The 20,997-nt window shown below is 61.5% G+C and carries 16 protein-coding genes and 2 pseudogenes; 5 read left to right on the top strand and 13 right to left on the bottom strand.

Annotation, left to right across the window (positions count from 1 at the left end):
- Positions 1–72 precede the first annotated feature (72 nt).
- Together D7I37_RS07305 and D7I37_RS07300 are read left to right on the top strand one after the other, a co-directional pair.
- Positions 73–2,135 (top strand): annotated as a pseudogene (locus D7I37_RS07305) (alpha-amylase).
- A 137-nt stretch (positions 2,136–2,272) separates the two neighbouring features.
- Positions 2,273–3,526: a valine--pyruvate transaminase gene (locus D7I37_RS07300; protein WP_061797842.1), complete on the top strand. Its 1,254-nt coding sequence runs from the start codon at positions 2,273–2,275 to the stop codon at positions 3,524–3,526.
- Positions 3,527–3,559: 33 nt separating this feature from the next.
- Here the strand turns inward: D7I37_RS07300 and D7I37_RS07295 are convergent, their stop codons facing one another.
- From D7I37_RS07295 to ibpA, 3 genes and pseudogenes are all read right to left on the bottom strand, one after another.
- Positions 3,560–5,218 (bottom strand): putative transporter, encoded by a 1,659-nt coding sequence (locus D7I37_RS07295; RefSeq protein ID WP_095094887.1) that lies wholly within the window; start codon positions 5,216–5,218, stop codon positions 3,560–3,562.
- 167 nt (positions 5,219–5,385) lie between these two features.
- Positions 5,386–5,813: pseudogene (ibpB, locus tag D7I37_RS07290) on the bottom strand (small heat shock chaperone IbpB).
- Between the two features lie 108 nt (positions 5,814–5,921).
- Entirely contained in the window at positions 5,922–6,335 is a 414-nt protein-coding gene (gene ibpA, locus D7I37_RS07285) for a small heat shock chaperone IbpA (protein ID WP_061797838.1), read from the bottom strand.
- 308 nt (positions 6,336–6,643) lie between these two features.
- Between ibpA and D7I37_RS07280 the strand changes: the two genes are divergently transcribed.
- A complete protein-coding gene (locus D7I37_RS07280; protein WP_061797837.1) occupies positions 6,644–6,988 on the top strand; it encodes a YceK/YidQ family lipoprotein in 345 nt (114 codons plus the stop codon).
- A 36-nt stretch (positions 6,989–7,024) separates the two neighbouring features.
- Here the strand turns inward: D7I37_RS07280 and D7I37_RS07275 are convergent, their stop codons facing one another.
- The 8 genes from D7I37_RS07275 to D7I37_RS07240 form a co-directional block, all read right to left on the bottom strand.
- Entirely contained in the window at positions 7,025–8,305 is a 1,281-nt protein-coding gene (locus D7I37_RS07275; protein WP_129543498.1) for a DUF3748 domain-containing protein, read from the bottom strand.
- A 46-nt stretch (positions 8,306–8,351) separates the two neighbouring features.
- Positions 8,352–9,644, bottom strand: a complete 1,293-nt coding sequence (locus tag D7I37_RS07270; RefSeq protein WP_061797835.1) for an MFS transporter — start codon at positions 9,642–9,644, stop codon at positions 8,352–8,354.
- Positions 9,645–9,719: 75 nt separating this feature from the next.
- Positions 9,720–11,039, bottom strand: a complete 1,320-nt coding sequence (locus tag D7I37_RS07265) for an MFS transporter (protein WP_129543497.1) — start codon at positions 11,037–11,039, stop codon at positions 9,720–9,722.
- Positions 11,040–11,164: 125 nt separating this feature from the next.
- Positions 11,165–12,313, bottom strand: a complete 1,149-nt coding sequence (dgoD, locus tag D7I37_RS07260) for a galactonate dehydratase (protein ID WP_061797832.1) — start codon at positions 12,311–12,313, stop codon at positions 11,165–11,167.
- Complete coding sequence (locus D7I37_RS07255) at positions 12,310–12,927, bottom strand: 2-dehydro-3-deoxy-6-phosphogalactonate aldolase (RefSeq protein ID WP_061797831.1); 618 nt, start codon at positions 12,925–12,927, stop codon at positions 12,310–12,312. The genes dgoD and D7I37_RS07255 overlap by 4 nt, the downstream gene beginning before the upstream one ends.
- Positions 12,911–13,804 (bottom strand): 2-dehydro-3-deoxygalactonokinase, encoded by an 894-nt coding sequence (locus D7I37_RS07250; protein ID WP_061797830.1) that lies wholly within the window; start codon positions 13,802–13,804, stop codon positions 12,911–12,913. The genes D7I37_RS07255 and D7I37_RS07250 overlap by 17 nt, the downstream gene beginning before the upstream one ends.
- Positions 13,801–14,499 (bottom strand): D-galactonate utilization transcriptional regulator DgoR, encoded by a 699-nt coding sequence (dgoR, locus tag D7I37_RS07245; protein ID WP_061797829.1) that lies wholly within the window; start codon positions 14,497–14,499, stop codon positions 13,801–13,803. The genes D7I37_RS07250 and dgoR overlap by 4 nt, the downstream gene beginning before the upstream one ends.
- A 238-nt stretch (positions 14,500–14,737) precedes the next feature.
- Positions 14,738–15,472, bottom strand: a complete 735-nt coding sequence (locus D7I37_RS07240; RefSeq protein WP_129543496.1) for a phosphatase PAP2 family protein — start codon at positions 15,470–15,472, stop codon at positions 14,738–14,740.
- A gap of 230 nt (positions 15,473–15,702) precedes the next feature.
- Between D7I37_RS07240 and D7I37_RS07235 the strand changes: the two genes are divergently transcribed.
- Together D7I37_RS07235 and D7I37_RS07230 are read left to right on the top strand one after the other, a co-directional pair.
- Positions 15,703–16,671 carry a threonine/serine dehydratase gene (locus D7I37_RS07235; protein WP_061797823.1) on the top strand — a complete coding sequence of 323 codons (969 nt, stop codon included), beginning with the start codon at positions 15,703–15,705 and terminating at the stop codon, positions 16,669–16,671.
- Entirely contained in the window at positions 16,658–17,599 is a 942-nt protein-coding gene (locus D7I37_RS07230) for an ornithine cyclodeaminase family protein (protein ID WP_129543495.1), read from the top strand. The genes D7I37_RS07235 and D7I37_RS07230 overlap by 14 nt, the downstream gene beginning before the upstream one ends.
- Positions 17,600–17,624: 25 nt before the next feature.
- Here D7I37_RS07230 and yidA read toward each other — a convergent pair whose 3' ends face one another.
- On the bottom strand, positions 17,625–18,440 hold the full coding sequence (gene yidA / locus D7I37_RS07225) for a sugar-phosphatase (protein WP_129543494.1): 816 nt from the start codon (positions 18,438–18,440) through the stop codon (positions 17,625–17,627).
- A gap of 124 nt (positions 18,441–18,564) precedes the next feature.
- A complete protein-coding gene (gene gyrB, locus D7I37_RS07220) occupies positions 18,565–20,979 on the bottom strand; it encodes a DNA topoisomerase (ATP-hydrolyzing) subunit B (protein ID WP_061797818.1) in 2,415 nt (804 codons plus the stop codon).
- Positions 20,980–20,997: the final 18 nt, after the last annotated feature.

Below are 20,997 nucleotides of genomic sequence, written 5' to 3'. Positions count from 1 at the left end.
GTTTTCTCTCCTTTCGGCACACTGGCGACTCCCCTGGGATAAAAACGCTTCCTGCCCCGCGTAAGGAGAGCCATGAAACGCCTGACCCTACCCCTGTTAATGCTGCTGTCGCCGGCAGCGATGGCCGGCTGGACGCTGCAGGGCTTGCCGCCCTTCGACGAAACCGCCCCCGGCCTGTTTATCAGCCAGGCCACGCTGGCCAAAGGGCAGCTGCCGCTGCGGCTGCATCAGGACCAACAGTGCTGGCAACCGGCGGCGGCGGTGAAGCTGAACCAAACCCTGTCGCTGCAGCCTTGCGGCGCCAACCCGCCGGTCAACTGGCGGCTGTTCCGCGGCGGCGACTACCAGGTGCGGATCGATACCCGCAGCGGCACGCCGACGCTGCGGCTCGGCCTGAAGAGCGCGCCGCAGGCCGCCACGGCCGCCGTTACCCGCCGCTGCCCGCGCTGGGACGACGCGCCGGTGACGCTCGACGTCTCCGCCACCTTCGCCGAAGGCGAAACGCTGCGCGACTTCTATTCCGGCCAGACGGCGCAGGTGCGCCGGGGCAAGGTCACCCTGCAGCCGGCCGAGGGCAGCGGCGGGCTGCTGCTGCTGGAATCCACCGGGGCGAGCGAGCCGGCGGCCTTCAGCTGGCACAACGCCACGGTGTATTTCGTTCTCACCGATCGTTTCGAGAACGGCAATCCGGCCAACGATCACAGCTACGGCCGCCGCAGCGACGGCCTGCAGGAGATCGGCACCTTCCACGGCGGCGATCTGGCCGGCCTGACGCAGAAGCTGGATTACCTGCAGCGGCTCGGCGTCAACGCCCTGTGGATCAGTTCGCCGCTGGAGCAAATCCACGGCTGGATCGGCGGCGGCACCAAAGGCGATTTCCCGCACTACGCCTACCACGGCTACTACGCGCTGGACTGGACCCGGCTCGACGCCAATATGGGCAGCGAACAGGATCTGCGCACGCTGGTCGAACAGGCGCACCGGCGCGGCATCCGCATCCTGTTTGACGTGGTGGTGAATCACGTCGGTTACGCCACGCTGGCGGACATGCAGCAGTTTCAGTTCGGTTCGCTGTACCTGAAGGGCGAGGCGCTCGAAAAAAACCTGGGCAAACGCTGGAACGACTGGCGGCCAGGCCCCGGCCAAAACTGGCACAGCTTTAACGATGTCATCAACTTCAGCGACCGGGCCGGTTGGAGCACATGGTGGGGGAAAAACTGGATCCGCACCGATATCGGCGACTACGACTCACCGGGCTACGACGATCTGACCCTGTCGCTGGCCTTTCTGCCGGACATCAAAACCGAGGCGCCCGGCGCCAGCGGCCTGCCGCCGTTCTATCGCCACAAACCCGACACCGCCGCACGGGACATTCCCGGCGCCGCCACCCGCGACTACCTGACCACCTGGCTCAGCCAGTGGGTGCGCGATTACGGCATCGACGGTTTTCGCGTCGATACCGCCAAACATGTGGAAAAACCGACGCTGGCGCTGCTGAAACAGCGCGCCACGGCGGCGTTGGCGGCGTGGAAAGCCGATAATCCGCAGCAGGCGCTGGACGATGCGCCGTTTTGGATGACCGGCGAAGCCTGGGGCACGGCGTGATGAAAAGCGACTATTACCAGAACGGCTTCGACGCGATGATCAACTTCGATTTTCAGGACCAGGCGTCACAGGCGCTGGGCTGCTTCGCCGACATCGACGCCACCTACCGCCAGATGGCCGACAGGCTGCAGCAGTTCAACGTGCTGAGCTATCTCTCCTCGCACGACACCCGGCTGTTCTTCGCCGACGACGCCAAAGGTTCGCTGGCGCTGCAGCGGCGGGCGGCGGATCTGCTGCTGCTGGCGCCGGGCGCGGTGCAGATTTACTACGGCGATGAAAGCGGCCGCTCGCTGGGCCCGGCCGGTTCCGATCCGCTGCAGGGCACCCGTTCCGATATGAACTGGCGCGAACTTCAGGGCGACAAGGCGCCGCTGCTGGCCCACTGGCAGCGGCTTGGGCAGTTCCGCGCCCGCCATCCGGCGATCGGCGCCGGCGTGCAGCAGCCGCTGCCAAACGCCGGCTACTACGCCTTCAGCCGCCGGCTCGGCGAGGATAAGGTGATGGTGGTGTGGGTTGGCGATCGGTCATAATAATTCAGCGTAATATGCTGGAGATGAGCCTGTGGGCGAAGTTTATGCCCAAAGGCCGTTTTATGAACCGCATTGCACCCTGATTTATCTGGCGGTATGGTGGGCGATTACCTGCTAAAAACAATACTGCTGCACCTATGACTTTTTCACTTTTCGGCGACAAATTTACCCGTTACGCGGGCATCACCCGCTTGATGGACGACCTGAACGAAGGCCTGCGCACCCCCGGCGCCATCATGCTTGGCGGCGGCAATCCCGCGCAGATCCCCGAGATGGAGAGCTACTTCAAACAGCTGTGCCAGGACCTGCTCGACCAAGGCAAACTGACCGAGGCGCTGTGCAACTACGACGGCCCGCAGGGCAAGGATGCGCTGCTGAAAGCCTTGGCCAATCTGCTGCGCGACGAACTCGGCTGGCAGATCTCTCCACAGAATATTGCACTGACAAACGGCAGCCAGAGCGCGTTTTTCTACTTGTTCAACCTGTTCGCCGGCCGCTACGCCGACGGTTCGCGCCGCCGCGTGCTGTTCCCGCTGGCGCCGGAATACATCGGCTATGCCGACGCCGGGCTGGACGAAGGGCTGTTCGTTTCGGCCAAGCCGAACATCGAGCTGCTGCCGGAAGGCCAGTTCAAATACCACGTTGACTTCGAGCACCTGAATATCGGCGACGATATCGGCATGATCTGCGTGTCGCGCCCGACCAACCCGACCGGCAACGTGATTACCGACGAAGAGCTGATGAAGCTCGATCTGCTGGCGCAGCAGCGCGGCATTCCGCTGGTGATCGACAACGCCTACGGCGTGCCCTTCCCCGGCATCATCTTCAGCGACGCCACGCCGCTGTGGAACCCGAACATCATTCTGTGCATGAGCCTGTCGAAGCTCGGCCTGCCCGGCTCGCGCTGCGGCATCGTGATCGCCGACGAGAAGGTCATCAGCGCGCTGACCAACATGAACGGCATCATCAGCCTGTCGCCTGGCAGCATGGGGCCGGCGCTGGCGGCCGAAATGATCGAGCGCGGCGATCTGCTGCGCCTGTCGAACGAGGTGATCCGTCCGTTCTACCAGCAGCGCGTCGAGCACACCATCGAGATCATCCGTCGCTACCTTTCGCCGGAGCGCTGCCTGATCCACAAGCCGGAAGGGGCAATTTTCCTCTGGCTGTGGTTCAAGGATCTGCCGATCACCACCGAGCTGCTGTATCAGCGCCTGAAGCAGCGCGGCGTGCTGATGGTGCCGGGGCACTACTTCTTCCCGGGGCTGGAGCATGAGTGGCCGCACACCCACCAGTGCATGCGCATGAACTATGTGCCGGATCCGGAGAAAATCGAACGCGGGGTGGCGGTCCTGGCGGAAGAGATCGAGCGCGCGCATCAGGAAGCGGGCTGACGTCGGATAAGGGCGCATCGCCGCGCCCTTCGGTCATATCGCCCAGAACAGCACCGCCAGCAACTGCGGCGACATGATGCGCAGGAACATCGCCAGCGGATAAACCGTGGCGTAGGACAGCGCAGCGGCGCCGCAGCTGGGGTGCAAACCGTTGGCGAAGGCCAACGCCGGCGGATCGGTCATCGAACCCGCCAGCATGCCGGAGAGCGTCAGGTAGTTCATCTTGCCCAGCGTGCGCGCCAGAATGCCGACGCAAAGCAGCGGGATCGCGGTAATCAGCGCGCCATAGCCGATCCACGCCAGCCCTTCGCCATGCAGCAGGGTATCGACGAAATTACCGCCCGATTTCAACCCGACCACCGCCAGAAACAGCACGATGCCCAGTTCGCGCAGCGCCAGGTTGGCGCTCGGCGGCATAAACCAGTACAGCTTGCCGATGCTGCCGATGCGCCCGAGGATCAGCGCCGCCACCAGCGGCCCGCCGGCCAGGCCCAGGCGCAGCGCCGCCGGGAAACCGGGCACGAACAGCGGAATGGAGCCCAGCAGCACCCCCAGGCCGATGCCGATGAACACCGGCAGCATCTGCACCTGCTGCAGCTTCTGCTTCGCGTTGCCGACGATCGCCGCCACCGCGTCGATGGCCTCCGGCCGGCCGACCAGATTGAGGATATCGCCAAACTGCAGCGTGACGTTGCTGCCCGCCACCAGCTCGACCCCCGAGCGATTGAGGCGCGAGATCACCACGTCATATTTTTGTTTCAGGTTCAGATCGCGGATTTTGCTGCCCAGCACCCTTTCGTTGGTCACCACCGCCCTCACCACCTGCAGCGCGGTGCCGCGCGTCGACAGCGAAGCGTCCACCTCTTCGCCGATCACCAACCGGGCGTTTTCCAGACTCTCGCGTTTGCCCACCAGATGCAGGTAATCGCCGAGCTCCAGCCGCTCAAGCGGCGCCGGCACCATCAGCAGCTCGCCGCGCTTCAGCCGGGAACAGATGATGTCCTCGCCGTTGAGCAGCGGCACGTTCTTGATCGCCATGCCCTGCAGGTTAGGATTGCGCACCGCCACGTTCATGGCGTGCAGCAGCTCGCGCCGGCTCCCCGGGCCGCTGTCAAACGCCTGCGCCTCGCGCTCGATATTGATGCGGAAAAACAGGCGAATCAGCCACATCACCAGCAGGATGCCGCAGATGCCGAACGGGTAAGCCATGGCGTAACCCATCCCCATACCGTCGACCAATGACGGGTCCGAGCCGAGATCGGTGAGGATTTGCTGGCCCGCGCCAAGCGCCGGGGTATTGGTGACCGCGCCGGAGAACACGCCAAGAACGATCGGCAGCGGCACCTCGAACAGCTTGTGCACCGCCGCCGCCACCAGGCCGCCGGCCAGCACCAGCAAAATCGCGAAGCCGTTGAGCCGCAGGCCGGATACCCGCAGGGACGAGAAGAAACCCGGGCCGACCTGAATGCCAATGGTATAAACGAACAGGATCAGGCCAAACTCCTGGATAAAATGCAGCATATCGCCGTTCAGGTCGATCTGCCCCATTTGCGCGAAGTGCCCGACGATAATGCCGCCGAACAGCACGCCGCCGATACCCAGCCCAACCCCATACACTTTCCAATTGCCCATCCACAGCCCGAGAACGGCCACCAGCGCCAACATGCTGACGGTCAGGGCGATATCGCTCATAGCTCACATCCTTGCCAAAGTTGAACATCCGGCGCGCGGCCAAAGGCACACATTTTAAAGGGATTATGACACTCGCGATGCGGGGGGAATGTGGGGTACGCCACAGAACGCAACGGGGGAGATCCCGCTGGACCTCCCCCGTATCATTATCGCCGTTTTTCAGACGGTTATTTGGCTTCCAGCTCCGGCGTGCTGCCGATGGCGATGCGCTGCGGCTGCAACGCTTCCGGCACCTGACGCACCAGATCGATATGCAGCAGGCCATTTTCGAATTTGGCCTCGGCAACCTGCAGGTGTTCCGCCAGGGTAAACGTCAGCTGGAACTCTTTGCACACCAGCCCCTGATGCAGGTACTCGACCTGCTTTTCCGGCGGAGTCGGCTTGCCGCTGACGCTCAGGCGCGGGCCTTCCACTTCGATATCCAGCTCACTCTGCCGGAAACCGGCCAGCGCCAGGGAAATGCGATAATGGTTGTCGTCGCTTTTCTCAATATTGTAGGGCGGGAATCCCTGAGGCTCCTGGCCCCCATTGAGCTGGCCAGTTTATCAAAACCAATCCATTGACGCAGAAGCGGGGATAAATCGTAATTACGCATAGGGACAACTCCTTCTATTTAAGCGAGATGTGTTTATTCAGCCCCCTGTCGGCGGGCCGATAGCTATTGCATATTCACCGACGCGGCATGGCGCCGGTGAAAGAAGAATTATTTAATTTCGATGCGACGCGGTTTTAATGTTTCCGGCACGATACGCTGCAGATCAATATACAGCAGGCCGTTTTCCAGTTTGGCGCCCTTAATGTGAATATGCTCGGCCAGCTGGAATTTACGCTCGAAGTTTCTCTCGGCAATACCTTGATACAGGTAGGTTTTTTCTGCCGGTTCGTGATTATGGGCGCCGCGTACAATCAGCAGATTGTCCTGCGTGGTGATCTCCAGCTCCTGCTCGGCAAACCCGGCCACCGCGATGGCGATGCGATAATGGTTTTCATCCACCAGCTCGACGTTATAAGGCGGATAGCCGCCATTACCCTGGCTTTGTCCCGCCTCCAGCGCATTGAACAGGCGGTCAAAACCGATCGCGGAACGGTATAGCGGGGAAAGATCAAAGTTGCGCATAAAACAGCCTCCTAAGGCACTTCAGCGAGGTTTACATAAATAAGCCTTCCACTCCGGACAGGCTAATTGGCCAGAATTCCCTTACGGCAAATTCTTAATTCGGCCTTGCTAACAAAATGGGGGTCAGCTTCGTCATTTCAAGCCGGCGGCAGGCAAAAAATTGACAATCTGTGCTGCGAATGTTTTTTTATCACTTACACTAAAGTGAGAGAACCGCCACAGAGCGGGACTTTGCTTCTTTTAAAACATCGACGGGATGTTATAAATCAGGAAATTTTAGGGGCACAGCAACCCTGCAGGATGGATCAATGACAACGATAAAAGTGATAGCGACCAGCTGCATGCTGTTGGCGACCAGCGGTTGCTCCAGCGTGATGAGTCATACCGGCCCGAATCAGGGCTACTATCCCGGCACCCGCGCCAGCGTAGACATGCTGAAAGACGACAATACCAGCTGGGCGATGATGCCGCTGGTGGCGTTGGACCTGCCGTTCTCGGCGGTGGTGGATACCGTGCTGTTGCCTTACGACTACCTGCGTTCCGGCAGCGACGGCACCGCAGACTCACCGAAAGCGCGCATCCTGCGCGGCGAAGAGCAAAACCTGGCGGCCACCGGCAACCCGGGCCAGGGCGCCGATACCACCCCTCATTAATTCTCGCGGCGGGCGCTGCGCCGGCCGCCGCAACGCTTAGGCTTGCGCGACAAAAATCTGGCTGAACCCGCCGACTTCACGCATAAACGCCACTTTTTTACCGTCGGGTGAAAACACCACCGCGTCGCCCGACGGCGGCTGGGCGCTGCGCTGCGTCAAACGCCGCATGCGGCCGCCGGCGATGTCGCACAGCATCACGCTGTTATCGCACACCAGCGCCACCCTGTCGCCCTGCGGGTGCCAGCTGAACGCCGACTGCACGCCATGCTCGCCGTGCGTCACCTGATGCGGTTCGCCGCCGTTCGGCGACACCGTCCACAGTTGCACCACGCCGTTGTCGTCTTTCATCAGGAAGGCTATCCGGCTGCCGTCCGGCGAGCTGCGCAGCCAATGGCGCGGTGCGGTGGCGACGCCGGGATAACGCCGCCCGCCGGTAAAGGTCAACCGCCGCTGGCTCACGCCGCGCGGCGGCGCCGGCAAGGCGTCCTCGGTGCCCTGAATCGGCCGCGCGCCCGCTTTGGCGTAGTCGGCGTCGTGGTGCGGCAAATCGACAATAAACACCTCCGGCAGCTTCTCGCCGGCGGCGGACAGCGTATCGCCAATAAACGCCAGCGCCCAGCGCTGCCGCTGGCCGTCGGGCTTCAGGTAGCCATTGCCGCCAATCCAGCCTTCTTCATAGGCACGGGTGATCTGATCGCTGCCCGGCTGCGGCTGCGGCGTAGTCTCGCTGACCAGCACGCAGTAATGGCTGCCGTCATATTCACGCGGATGCTGTTTTGGCGGGTTCACGCCCTGCAGCGGCACGGCTACGCCGACGTTGCGCAGATCCAGCGCCGGATCGCGCTCATGCATCACGTGATCGTTATAGGTAAAGCTGAGCCGGCTGCCGTCCGGGCTGAACACGTGCACATGGCTGCCGCCGCGCAGCGCGCCGGGGGTGTAAGGCGCGGTAATGTCCAGCGCATCGAGGGTGATGGCCAGTTCGCGATCGGGTTCGCTGACGATCACCCCGCGACGATGGTGAAAATCGTAATGCCAGGCGCTGTCCGGATGTTCAGGGCCGTGGATAAAGGCGTAGCGGGCCGGCGCATCGGGGCTGACGGTGACCACGCCGACGTGAGCGCCGTGCTGGGCGCGGTACACCACCTCAACGTCGCCGCTGGCGACGTTGACCCGTTCAATGCTCAGGCCGGTGAAGGAGACGCCGGCGGGCCGCACGTCGTAGGCCAGCCACCGGCTGTCCGGCGTCCAGACGTTGATGTTGGTTAACTGATGTCCCCGTGGGTCGAAAGTCAGCTGTTTTTCCCGATGGCTCATGGCGGCTCCCCTGCGCATGCTGGCACTGAGCCGCCATCTTACCGGATCAGCCGACGCGTTTCACATCGCCGACCAGCAGCAGATACGACAGCGCGCCAATCAGCGCCACCGCGGCGATGTAGATCAACGAGGGCGCAAAGCCGTAATCCTGCGCCAGATAGCCCACCACCAGCGGCACCGTGATGCCGCCCAGCCCGCCGACGAAGTTGAACACCCCGCCGGTAAGGCCAATCAAGCGGGTCGGCGCCAGCGATGAAACCAGCGACCAGGTAATGGAGGCGAAGCCGTTACCGAAGAACGCCAACGCCATCAGCGCCATAATCCACAGCGGATCGTCGGTGTAATTAGCCCCCATGATGCAGGTGGAAAGCAGCAACCCGCAGACGATCGGCGTTTTGCGCGCGAAGCCGATGGATCGGCCGCTGCGCAGCAGCCGATCGGCGACAAAACCGGACAACAGCACGCCAAAGAACGCCGCCAGGAACGGCACCGTGGTCATGAAACCGGCGGTCAGCGCGGCGATATGCTTTTCCTGCGTCAGATAGTTCGGGAACCAGGTAAGAAAGAACCACAGCGTCGAAGTGATGGCGAACTGGCCCAGATAAACCCCGATCAGCTTGCGATGAAACACCAGCTTCCAGTCGGCGGCGGTCAGCGCCACGCGGTGCTTTTTCTCCGCCGCCGCGTCGCCGTCCACCATGCCGCCGCCGGCCTGAATATACGCCAGCTCGGCCGCATTCACGCCTTTGCTGTTGCGCGGCGACCGGTAAACCCGCCGCCACACCAGGGCCCAGACGATGCCGACGGCGCCGGTGATGATAAATACCCAGTGCCAGCTCAGCAGCTCCTGAACCCAAATCAGCAACGGCGTGAGAAACGCCAGCCCGACAAACTGCCCCGAAGTATAGAACCCGACCGCCGACGCGCGCTCCTGCTCGGGAAACCAGCTGGTGACGATGCGATTGTTGGTGGGAAAAGCCGGCGCCTCGAACAGCCCGGTCACCGCACGCAGGCCGATCAGCGACGCCAGCCCGCCGGCGAACCCCTGCAGCAGCGTGGCGACCGACCAGCCCATGATGGCGATGAAATAGGTCAGCCTGGAGCCGACGCGATCCAGGAACCAGCCGCCGGGGATCTGACACAGGGTGTAGGTCCAGGCAAAGGCGGAAAAAATATAGCCCATCTGCGCCTTGCTGATGCCGAACTCTTGCTGAATATGCGCCGAGGCCACCGCCAGGTTGGCGCGATCGACATAGCAGATCACTACCGTGACAAATATCATGAATAACGTCAGGTAGCGGCGTTTGCTTTTTGGTGTTGAGGTCAAGGTCATGTCCATTATCGTTATTCCGTTATGTTTCGGATTTTAATCATGGCGGGGCGCTGTTGTAGGGTAAGCCCCGCCGGGTCAGGGTTACGGATGATGATCGGCGGCGTTGACCGGGCCCGATGACGCGGCCGGGCGCGGATTTCGCCCCAGCCGCAGCCCCATCAATCCGCCGACGATGAGCGCCGCGGCGACCAGGATCAGCGCGGCGGTATAGCTGTGAGTGACGTCCTTGATTCGCCCCATCACCGGCGGAAATATCAGCCCGGCAATATTGGCCACCGCATTGATCAAGGCGATCGACGCCGCGCCGGCCACGCCCGCGACGGTTTCGGTCGTCACCGCCCAGAACACCGGCGTGATCGCCCAGTTCAGACCGACGGTCAACGCCAGCAGCCCGTAGGCCAGCACCAGGTTATGGCTGTAAAGCGCCAGCAACAGCAACAGCCCGGCCCCCATCAGCGGCAGCCCCAGATGCCGGGAGCGCTCTTTGGTGATATCGGAGTGCCTGCCGTTCAGATACATGAAAATGCAGGCGAACAGGAAGGGGGCGGCGGACAACAGGCTGACGATGAAATTGCTCTGTTCCGTCACCACGCCCTTGACGATCAGCGGCAAAAACAGGGTGATGCCGATGGTGCCGAACGCCTGCAGCAGCCACAGCACGCTTAACCACCATACGCGCCGGTTTTTCAGCGCCGTTTTCCAGCCGTGGCGATGGCCGATCGGCGCCTGGGCAGACTCCGCCGCCAGCGTGGCGGCCAGCCACGCTCGCTGCGGCGGGCTGAGCCAGCGCGCCTGCGCCGGCGAGTCATCGAGATAGAAATACACCACCACCCCCAGCACCATCGCCGGAATGCCCTCCAGCACAAACAGCCAGCGCCAGCCTTCGATACCGAAAAAACCGTGCATATTGAGGATCGAACCGGAAATCGGCAGCCCGATCACCGAAGCCAGCGCGGCGCCGATATAAAACAACGACATGGCGCGCGCCCGATCGCTGCGCGGATACCAGCAGGAGAGATAGTAGATGATGCCGGGGGTGAAGCCGGCTTCGGCCACCCCGAGTAAAAAACGCATGACATACAGCTGGAACGGGGTTTGCACCAGGCTCATGCCGGCGGCGATCGCCCCCCAGGTCAGCATAATGCGCGCGATCCACAATTTCGCGCCGACGCGGGTTAAAATAACGTTGCTGGGCACCTCAAATAAAATATAGGAAATATAAAATATGCCGGCGGCGATGCCGTACATTTCCGCCGTCATGGCCAGATCGGCATTCATTTGCAAGGCCGCAACGGAAATATTCGCGCGATCGATATAGGCGATCAGATAAAGAATCATAATAAAAGGTATGATTCTGACATTCATTTTTTTAATTGTTGAGGAGTACAGATCGTTATTCATCGCCTACCCTCACACGGTTTATTTGCAGGTGAACGCCTCGCCTAACGGCGACGTTAAGCGAGACAGGCTTGAGATGTCTTATTTAGCGTGACTTTAAAATTTTTTATTTATTTCGGACCAGCCCCTTACCACTCAGCGACGGCGCCGTCCGGATAACGCCACACCGGATTACGCCAGTCCGGCGCCTGCTTGCTGCGCGCGATCACCAGCTCTTCGTCGATTTCCACCCCCAGACCCGGCTTGGTGAGCGGATAAAAGTGGCCGTCGGTCATTTTGAAGTCGTCTTTATTCACCACATAGTCCAGCAGCTCGGCGCCCTGGTTATAGTGAATGCCCATGCTTTGCTCCTGGAACACCGCATTGCGCGCCACGAAGTCCACATGCAGGCAGGCGGCCAGCGCAATCGGCCCCAGCGGGCAGTGCGGGGCCAACGCCACGTCGTAAGATTCCGCCATCGCGGCTATCTTGAAGCATTCGGTGATGCCGCCCGCATGGGACAGATCCGGCTGAATAATCGCCAGGCCGCCGTCCGCCAGCACCCGTTTGAAGTCGAAGCGCGAATACATGCGTTCGCCGGCGGCGATCGGTATATGGGTCTGCGCCGCCAGGCGCGGATAATATTCCGCCTGCTCGGCCAGCACCGGCTCTTCGATAAACAGCGGACGGTACGGCTCCAGCTCCTTGATCAGGATTTTCGCCATCGGCGCGTCGACGCGACCGTGGAAATCCAGGCCAAACTCAATGCGGTTGCCGAACGCCTCGCGGATCTGCGCCACCACCGCCACCGCCGCATCCACTTTGCGCGCGCTGTCGATGATGCCCATTTCTTCGCAGCCGTTCAGTTTGAAGGTATCGAAGCCGATTTCCGTCAGCGTGTTGATGCCGGAAATAACGTCGGCGGGACGATCGCCGCCTACCCAGCTATAGGCCTTGATTTTGTCGCGCACCAGCCCGCCGAGCAGCTGATACACCGGCACGCCCAACGCTTTGCCCTTGATGTCCCACAGCGCCTGATCGATGCCGGCGATGGCGCTCATCAGGATCGGGCCGCCGCGGTAGAAACCGCCGCGATACAGGGTTTGCCAGATGTCGTTGATGCGCGCCGGATCCTGCCCGACCACATATTCCGCCAGCTCGTGCACCGCCGCCTCCACGCTGCGCGCCCGCCCCTCGATCACCGGCTCGCCCCAGCCGACGACGCCCTCGTCGGTTTCGATTTTCAGGAACATCCAGCGCGGCGGCAGCCGGTAGGTGGTCAGTTTGGTTATTTTCATTTTGTGGCTTCCTTATAGGCTCGAACAAAAGCGGCGGCCTGGTGCGCAGTACGCTCCAGCGGCTGACCGGCGCGATAGAGATCGCTGCCCAGCCCGGCGCCCACGCAGCCTGCGGCCAGATACCGATGCAAATTTTCCGGCGTAATGCCGCCAACGGCGAATACCGGCACCTGCGGCGGCAGCACGGCTTTCAGCGCCTTGATATAGTCCGGGCCGAAGGAAACGGACGGGAAGATCTTCAGCGCCTGCGCGCCGGCATCGAGCGCATTGAAGGCTTCGGAAGCGGTGGCGCAGCCGGCGCAAACCGTCATCCCAAGCGCCACCGCCCGCCGGATCACCGCCGGTTGGGTATTGGGCGTCACCACCAGCTTGGCACCCAGCGCCGCCAGCTCGTCAACCTGCGACGGCTGCAGCACGGTGCCGGCGCCAATCAAGGCGCGATCGCCGAAGGTTCTCACCGCATCGCCGATGCTTTGCCGCCAGTCCGGCGAGTTCAGGGGGATTTCGATCGCGTCGAACCCCGCCGCCAGCAACGTCTGCACGTGGGCGCCCGCCTCCTGCGGCAAAATGCCGCGCAGAATGGCGATCAGCGGCAGCTCAGTATTCCAGCTCATGCACAATGCTCCTTATTCCCGATTGGAAAGCCCGGTCGCCATCCAGAAAACGGTGGCGGATCCCGACCTTGTTCATCGCCTGGGCGTAGCGTTCGCCCAGCCGCGGATTGCCGATCAGCGTCAGCTCCGCGCCGGCGGGCAGCGGATATTGGCGCTGCATTTGCGCCACTTCGCTGCCGATCAACAGCCCGGACAGCCAGTCGCTAACCGCGCTTTTCTCCAGCCGGCCCAGCAGGTGCGCGGCGCGGGTTTCGAACAGGCGCTGCACGAGGTGGCCGTCGTTGACGCCGGCCTCCAGCCCGCGGGAAAACGCCCGAGCATCCGCTTGCTGGGCGCCCAGCCCCGCGCCGATCAGCGAGTGATGCAGCAGCAGGTGGTGCAGCTCGCCGGTCATCAGGGTGCGAAAATCCACCAGCGCGTCCCCTTCCATTCGCACCCATTTGCTGTGGGTGCCGGGCATCACATACAGCGCCGCAGGCCGCTCGGCGTAAGCGCCGATCAGTTGCGTTTCTTCACCGCGCATCACGTTGCAGTTGTCTTCGCGTTCGACGCTGATGCCCGGAATAATCCAGGCTTGATAAGGTAAAGCCGGCTCTACCGCGGTTAATCGCCGGGCAACCTCCGGCAAACGCGTCGGGCAAGGCAGATAAGGCACCTGCAGCCAGCCGGCGTTGCTGCCGATCATTCCCGCCATCACTACCGGCAGGGGTTCCGCCCAGCGCGCCATCAGTTCGCTGAATACCCGCTGCGGCGTTCGGCCGCCAAGACGGGTAACCCCGGCCTCGGACTGCAGGCTGTCGACGCAGGCGCCCTGCTCATAGCGCCAGGCGCGCAGGTTGGTGGACCCCCAGTCAATCGCGATAAAGCTGTCACTCATGTAATGTCCTTCAGGCGTTTGGTCGAGCTGGCGATCATCGTCAGCGCCGCACGCTCCGCGGCATCCGGATCCTGATGACGAATGGCGTCATACAGCTCCTGGTGCTCACGCAGGGTGCGCGGCATATTGTCTTCGTCCGGCATATAGGTGCGCTCAAACACCGCGCGCTGCAAAGAGCTGATCGCCACGCTGAGCTGTTGCAATACCGGGTTATGCACCGCCGCCAGTACCGCTTCGTGATAACGGATATCCGCTTCGTTAAAACGTTCGCGCTCCTGGTGGTGGGTGATCATGTCGTTCAGCGCGGCCTCAATCACCGCCAATTCGCTGGAGGTGGCGCGCTCCGCCGCCCAGCGGGCGATGGTCGGCTCCACCAGGTTGCGCACCTCGCTCATCGCCGCAATCAGCCGCGGGTCATAATCCTGAGCCAGCACCCAGTTCAACACCTCGGTGTCCAGATAGTTCCACTGGTTGCGCAGCGTCACGAAGGCGCCGCGGTAGCGTTTGACCTCCACCAGTCGCTTCGCCATCAGCGCGCGCAGCACTTCGCGAATGATGTTGCGCGAGGTCTGAAACTCCTCGCAAAGTTCGGCCTCCGCCGGCAAAGGTGACCCCGGCGGGTACTTGCCGCCGACGATCTGCCGGCCAACCTCGATGATGATCCGGTCCGTTTTACCGATCTGCTGCTTGTTCATGATTGCTCCGTGGCCTCGCCATAGTGATAACGGATTTACTTTACCCCGCGCCTCCGGCTGGCGTCCTGCGGTTGCAGCACAATCTTCGCTACTGTCCCATCAATCTATGCCAGATTGTAGTACCAACAAATAATGTTGTACTACAATCTGGATCACAAAATAGACAAAGCGCATCAGGGAATATGGGAAATTAAAGCGGGGAGGCCAGCCGACGGCTGGCCTTTTTGGCAGTAAAAGCTTACTTTTTCAGGCCGTTGAATTCGTCTTTGGCCTTTTGCAGCTGGGCGGCGAAGGTGGGTTCGGCATGCAAACGCGCCACCATGGCCGACGCCGCCATGCGCGCCGCAGTCACGTCGCTTTGCCAGTGATAACCGCAGATAACCCGGCTTTGGCCCATATCATAGCCGCGCTGCAGGATTTCACCCTGCCTGGCGGGGTTGATTTCAGCCAGCACCAGCGCGGTCGCCCAGCCGATGGTGGTATGGCCGGAAGGGTAAGAACCGTTCTTCGACAGGGTGCTTTCTTCGTCCGGTCGGCAGGTCGCTTCGTTATAAAACGCAAAGGGGCGAATGCGCATATAGTGATTTTTGGCGCTGCGGGTCGCCAAATCGCCGGCGTCTTCACGCATTTTAATCACCAGCTTAAACAGCTCCGGCGTTTTCCGTTGGGCTATTTCCAGGCCGAAGGCGTTGGAAAATGCGGCGGCAACGCCGTCCCCGGCAACGTGGGCGTCATCATAAGCCTGCTTGCCACGCGGAGTATTGCGCACTATTTTCCCGGCGTCGTATTGCGCTTTGTCATTCAGGAAATCAATGCTGTCCATCGCCGGCGGCGGCGGCAATAGTGCCAGGCTGTCGATGGACTGTGATTCTTGCAGAAAATAAACCTCAGGGTGGGTAGTGACATCTTTGGCGGCAAAGGAAAACTGCGTCAACGCGGCGCAGCTTAATGTGGCTAATAATATTTTTTTCATATCTATTCCCTAATTAAAATAATTAATATGGATGCAACTTCCTTGAAGAAAATAAGTTAAAAATATGGCCGGTTAACTATAAATTAATAAGAACTTTTCACCTCAATAGCGATCACAGAACTCAACATTGGCCTGCCGATCGAACCTGGGTTGTCAGGGGTTTACAAAGAAGACTAAAAAGTACATATTGGATTTTTAAGTCTACACATTACCCGTCTACAGGAGCCGGTATGAGCCACCTCTTCGATGCCATTGTTTCCGCCCACCGACAGCTGCGCCCGCAGGTTCGCGTCACCCCGCTGGAGCGCAGCGTACTGCTGTCTCGCCAGCTGGGCTGCGAACTGTATCTGAAATGCGATCACCTGCAGCCCACCGGCTCCTTCAAATTTCGCGGCGCCAGCAACAAGCTGCGGCTGCTGAACGACGAACAGCGCCGGCGAGGCGTGATTGCCGCCTCCTCCGGCAATCACGGCCAGGCGATGGCGCTGGCGGGCCGGATGATGGGCGTCGGCGTCACGGTGTACGCGCCGGAAACCGCGGCGGCGGTCAAGCTTGAGGCCATCCGCGCGCTGGGCGGCCAGGTGGAGCTGGTGCCGGGCGATGCGCTGAACGCCGAACAGGCGGGCGAAAAGGCCGCTCATGAGCAGGGCAAGGTTTATATCTCGCCCTACAACGACGAGCAGGTGATCGCCGGCCAGGGAACCTGCGGCATGGAGCTGGTTGAGCAGCAGCCCGACCTGGACGCGGTGTTCGTGGCGGTGGGCGGCGGCGGTTATATTTCAGGAATAGGTACCGTTCTGAAGCGATTGTCGCCGAAAACGCAGCTTATCGCCTGCTGGCCGGAAAATGCCACCAGCATGTACAGCGCGCTGGAAGCCGGCCATATCTTCCCGGTGGACGAACAGGATACGCTGTCCGACGGCACCGCCGGCGGCGTCGAGCCGGGTGCAGTGACCTTCCCGCTGTGTCAGCGGCTGATCGATCGCAAAATCTTAGTCAGCGAAGCGGAAATCAAAGCGGCGATGCGCCAGCTAGCCGCCAGCGACCGCTGGATCATCGAGGGCGCGGCTGGGGTGGCGCTGGCGGCGGCGATCAGGCTGGCGCCGGAATTCCAGGGGAAAAAGGTGGCGGTGGCGCTGTGCGGCAAAAACATCGTGCTGGAAAAATACCTCAAGGCAATCGCCGATGAAGACCGTTAATCGCCAACAGATCCTCGAGGTTTTCGATGCCGACAGCTTCACCTTGCTGCAGAAAGCAGGCTTTATCGCCTATTCGCAGCGGCGGGTGCAGCAGCCCCCGGTGCAGCATTTCCTGTTCGCGCAGGCCGACGGCGACGGCTGCATAAAATCCGCCTGGCTGGAGGGGGATCGGCAGTTTGTCGTTAAGGTTTCCACCGGTTTTTATCGCAACGCCGAGCGGGACCTGGCCAGCAATCAGGGGCTGATGATGGCCTTTTCCGCCGAGACCGGCCAACCGCAGGCGCTGCTGCTGGACGAAGGCTGGCTGACGGCGCTGCGCACCGCGCTGGCCGGGCGCATCGCCGCCGAACTCTGCGCCCCGGCGGAGGTTCAGGCGATCGGCATTATCGGTTGCGGCCTGCAGGCGCGCCTGCAGCTGCAGCAGCTGAAAGCGGTGACCGCCTGCCGCCAGGTGTGGTTATGGGGCCGCAGCGAGCAGGCGCTGCACACCTTGCGGCGCGACGCCGAGGCCGATGGGTTTCGGGTGCGGGTTACGCAGGATGCCGCGCAGCTGGCGGCGCACTGCCGGCTGATCGTCACCACCACCCCCAGCCGCGAACCGATTCTGCAGGCGGCGGATATCCGACCCGGCACCCATATCACGGCGGTGGGCGCAGACGCCGACGGCAAGCAGGAACTGGCGACCGAGCTGGTGGCCAAAGCGGATGCGATTGCGGTCGACGCGTTATCGCAATGTACGCAATACGGCGAGATAGCAACGGCTTATCGGCAGGGATTGCTGGCATCGACGCCGATTGTCGAGCTGGGCGCGGCGCTGCAGCAGGGGGCGAAAGTGCGCGGCAACGCGCAGCAAATCACCCTGGCCGATTTAACCGGGCTGGCGATTCAGGACGTGCAGATGGTGAAAGGGGTGCTGGCGGCGCTGTGAAGGGGCGCCAAAGCGCCCCTCGGCCTTAGGCGTCAAGCACGAACTTTTCGATGGCGCGCGCCACGCCGTCTTCGGTATTGGCGGCGGTGACGAACTGCGCCACCGCTTTCAGCTCAGGGATGGCGTTGCCCATCGCCACGCCGACGCCGGCGTATTCGATCATCGCCGTGTCGTTGGCCTGATCGCCCAGCGTCATCACGCTTTCCCGCGCAATGCCGAGATGCTCGGCCAGCATTCTGACGCCGGCGCCCTTATCGACGTTCTTGTGCAGAATTTCCAGATAGTAAGGCGCGCTTTTCATGATGGTGTAGCGCTCCCGCGTCTCGACGGGAATGCGCGCAATGGCGCGATCCAGCAGCTCCGGCTCGTCGATCATCATCACCTTCGGGAAGCGGATCTGGCGATCCATCTCCTCCACGCTGCGGTATTTCAACGGGATGCCGGTCATTTCCGACTCGTGCACGGTGTATTTGCCGATATCCTTGTTCGGGGTATACAGGGTATCGAAATCGAATGCCTGGAAGTGGACGCCAAACTCTCGCGCCATCTGCTCGAAGTGCAGGTAGTCTTCAAAGCCCAGGGTTTCCTGCAGGATGCAGGCGCCGTCGACCGCCTGCAGCACCAGCGCGCCGTTGTAGGTAATGCAGTAATCACCGGGCCCCTGAATGTCCAACTGACGCAGATAGTCCTGCACGCCGACGTAAGGCCGCCCGGTAGCCAGCACCACGTGCACCCCTTTGCGCCGCGCTGCGGTAACCGCCTGCTTTACCGCCGGCGTAATCTGGTGCTGCGGGTTGAGCAGCGTGCCGTCCATATCGATCGCGATCAGTTCAATAGCCATTCGAGCCTCTCCCAGTGGTTTTTTCCCATGCTAACGCGTTTCAGCCCATGCTGTCAGCGCCAAAAAAGGCGTAAAAAAATCCGCGCAAGTCACCCGGCGCGGATTTTGTTGGCCATTCAGCCCGTTAAATATCGATGTTCGCCGCTTTCAGGGCGTTTTCTTCGATAAAGGCGCGGCGCGGCTCAACCGCATCGCCCATCAGGGTGGTGAACAGCTGGTCAGCGGCGATGGCGTCCTTCACGGTCACGCGCAGCATGCGGCGGCTTTCCGGATCCATGGTGGTTTCCCACAGCTGCTCCGGGTTCATCTCGCCCAGACCTTTATAACGCTGCACCGACAGACCGCGGCGCGACTCTTTCACCAGCCACTCCAGCGCCTGCTCGAAGCTGTCGACCGGCTGGCGACGCTCGCCGCGCTCGATGTAGGCGTCTTCTTCGATCAGCCCGCGCAGTTTCTCGCCCAGCTGGCAAATCTTGCGGTATTCGCCGCCGTGGATGAAATCGAAGTCCAGCTGATAGTCGGTATCCACGCCGTGGGTACGGATGCGCAGCGCCGGCTCAAACATCTGGCGCTCGCGATTTTCGTGGATCACGAAGTCATAGCTGCTGCCGTGCTGCTCTTTGTCGTTCAGCAACTGCACCAGCGCAGAGATCCACGCCTTCACCTTGGCTTCGTCGCTCAGATCGGCTTCGTTCAGGGTTGGCTGGTAGATCAGGCTGTTCAGCAGCGCGCGCGGGTAGCGGCGCTCCATGCGGCCGATCAGCTTCTGCACGCTGTAGTGCTCAGCCACCAGCTTTTCCAACGGCTCACCGGCCAGGGCCGGCGCGCTGGCATTGGTGTGCAGCGTCGCGCCGTCCATCGCGATGGAAATCTGATACTGGTCCATCGCCTCGTCGTCTTTAATGTACTGCTCCTGCTTGCCTTTCTTCACCTTGTACAGCGGCGGCTGAGCAATGAACACGTGGCCGCGCTCAATGATTTCCGGCATCTGGCGGTAGAAGAAGGTCAACAGCAGCGTACGGATGTGCGAGCCGTCGACGTCGGCATCGGTCATGATGATGATGCTGTGATAGCGCAGCTTGTCCGGGTTGTACTCGTCGCGGCCGATGCCGCAACCCAGCGCGGTGATCAGCGTCGCCACCTCCTGCGAAGACAGCATCTTGTCGAAGCGCGCCTTCTCCACGTTGAGGATTTTACCCTTCAGCGGCAGGATAGCCTGGTTCTTGCGGTTGCGCCCCTGCTTGGCAGAGCCGCCCGCGGAGTCCCCTTCCACCAGGTACAGTTCGGACAGCGCCGGGTCGCGTTCCTGGCAGTCCGCCAGCTTGCCCGGCAGGCCGGCCAGATCCAGCGCGCCTTTACGGCGGGTCATTTCGCGCGCTTTACGCGCCGCTTCACGCGCGCGGGCCGCATCGATGATCTTGCCGACGACGATTTTCGCGTCGCTTGGATTTTCCATCAGGTAATCCACCAGCTTCTCGTTCATCAGCGTTTCAACCGCGGTTTTCACCTCGGAAGACACCAGCTTGTCCTTGGTCTGGGAAGAGAACTTCGGATCCGGCACCTTCACCGACACCACGGCGATCAGGCCTTCACGCGCATCGTCGCCGGTGGCGCTGACCTTGGCCTTCTTGCTGTAGCCTTCCTTTTCCATGTAGCTGTTCAGCGTACGGGTCATCGCGGTGCGGAAGCCGACCAGGTGGGTGCCGCCGTCGCGCTGTGGAATGTTGTTGGTGAAGCAGTAGATGTTTTCCTGGAAACCGTCGTTCCACTGCAGCGCCACTTCCACGCCGATGTCGTCTTTCACGGTGGAGAAATAGAACACGTTCGGGTGGATCGGGGTTTTGTTCTTGTTCAGGTACTCGACAAACGCCTTGATGCCGCCTTCGTAGTGGAAGTGGTCTTCTCTGTCGGAACGCTTGTCCTTCAGGCGGATAGACACGCCGGAGTTGAGGAAGGACAGCTCGCGCAGGCGCTTGGCCAGAATGTCGTATTCAAAGTCGGTGACGTTGGTGAAGGTCTGGTGGCTCGGCCAGAAACGCACCATGGTGCCGGTCTGATCGGTTTCACCCACCACTTTCAACGGCGCCTGCGGCTCGCCGTGGCCGTAGGTCTGCTCATGCACCTTGCCTTCGCGGCGGATCACCAGCTCCAGCTTCTCCGACAGGGCGTTAACCACCGAGACGCCCACGCCGTGCAGGCCGCCGGACACCTTGTAGGAGTTGTCGTCAAATTTACCGCCGGCGTGCAGCACGGTCATGATGACCTCTGCGGCGGAAACCCCTTCTTCCGGGTGAATACCGGTCGGGATGCCGCGGCCGTCATCCTGCACCGAAACCGAGTTGTCGGCGTGGATGGTCACCTGAATGTCGCTACAGTGGCCAGCGAGTGCTTCGTCGATAGCGTTGTCCACAACCTCGAATACCATGTGGTGCAGACCGGTGCCGTCATCGGTGTCGCCGATATACATGCCCGGGCGCTTACGCACCGCATCCAGCCCTTTTAATACCTTGATACTTGAGGAGTCATAAGAATTCGACATCAACGTTTCTCGCTCATT

The organism is Serratia sp. 1D1416 (genome assembly GCF_003641105.1).
Taxonomy (GTDB): Bacteria; Pseudomonadota; Gammaproteobacteria; order Enterobacterales; family Enterobacteriaceae; genus Serratia; species Serratia ficaria.
The sequence above is the reverse complement of the archived record's forward strand: the minus strand, read 5'-3'. Positions and strand labels throughout refer to the sequence as shown.

Excerpts from the sequence above, each read along its gene's own strand:
- dgoR (WP_061797829.1), bottom strand. The coding sequence starts at position 14,499 with ATGAACAAGCAGCAGATCGGTAAAACGGACCGGATCATCATCGAGGTT.
- D7I37_RS07235 (WP_061797823.1), top strand. The coding sequence starts at position 15,703 with ATGAGCCACCTCTTCGATGCCATTGTTTCCGCCCACCGACAGCTGCGC.
- ibpA (WP_061797838.1), bottom strand. The coding sequence starts at position 6,335 with ATGCGCAACTTTGATCTTTCCCCGCTATACCGTTCCGCGATCGGTTTT.
- D7I37_RS07250 (WP_061797830.1), bottom strand. The coding sequence starts at position 13,804 with ATGAGTGACAGCTTTATCGCGATTGACTGGGGGTCCACCAACCTGCGC.
- D7I37_RS07240 (WP_129543496.1), bottom strand. The coding sequence starts at position 15,472 with ATGAAAAAAATATTATTAGCCACATTAAGCTGCGCCGCGTTGACGCAG.
- D7I37_RS07295 (WP_095094887.1), bottom strand. The coding sequence starts at position 5,218 with ATGAGCGATATCGCCCTGACCGTCAGCATGTTGGCGCTGGTGGCCGTT.
- D7I37_RS07230 (WP_129543495.1), top strand. The coding sequence starts at position 16,658 with ATGAAGACCGTTAATCGCCAACAGATCCTCGAGGTTTTCGATGCCGAC.
- D7I37_RS07265 (WP_129543497.1), bottom strand. The coding sequence starts at position 11,039 with ATGAATAACGATCTGTACTCCTCAACAATTAAAAAAATGAATGTCAGA.
- dgoD (WP_061797832.1), bottom strand. The coding sequence starts at position 12,313 with ATGAAAATAACCAAACTGACCACCTACCGGCTGCCGCCGCGCTGGATG.
- D7I37_RS07275 (WP_129543498.1), bottom strand. The coding sequence starts at position 8,305 with ATGAGCCATCGGGAAAAACAGCTGACTTTCGACCCACGGGGACATCAG.
- D7I37_RS07270 (WP_061797835.1), bottom strand. The coding sequence starts at position 9,644 with ATGGACATGACCTTGACCTCAACACCAAAAAGCAAACGCCGCTACCTG.
- yidA (WP_129543494.1), bottom strand. The coding sequence starts at position 18,440 with ATGGCTATTGAACTGATCGCGATCGATATGGACGGCACGCTGCTCAAC.
- gyrB (WP_061797818.1), bottom strand. The coding sequence starts at position 20,979 with ATGTCGAATTCTTATGACTCCTCAAGTATCAAGGTATTAAAAGGGCTG.
- D7I37_RS07280 (WP_061797837.1), top strand. The coding sequence starts at position 6,644 with ATGACAACGATAAAAGTGATAGCGACCAGCTGCATGCTGTTGGCGACC.
- D7I37_RS07255 (WP_061797831.1), bottom strand. The coding sequence starts at position 12,927 with ATGAGCTGGAATACTGAGCTGCCGCTGATCGCCATTCTGCGCGGCATT.
- D7I37_RS07300 (WP_061797842.1), top strand. The coding sequence starts at position 2,273 with ATGACTTTTTCACTTTTCGGCGACAAATTTACCCGTTACGCGGGCATC.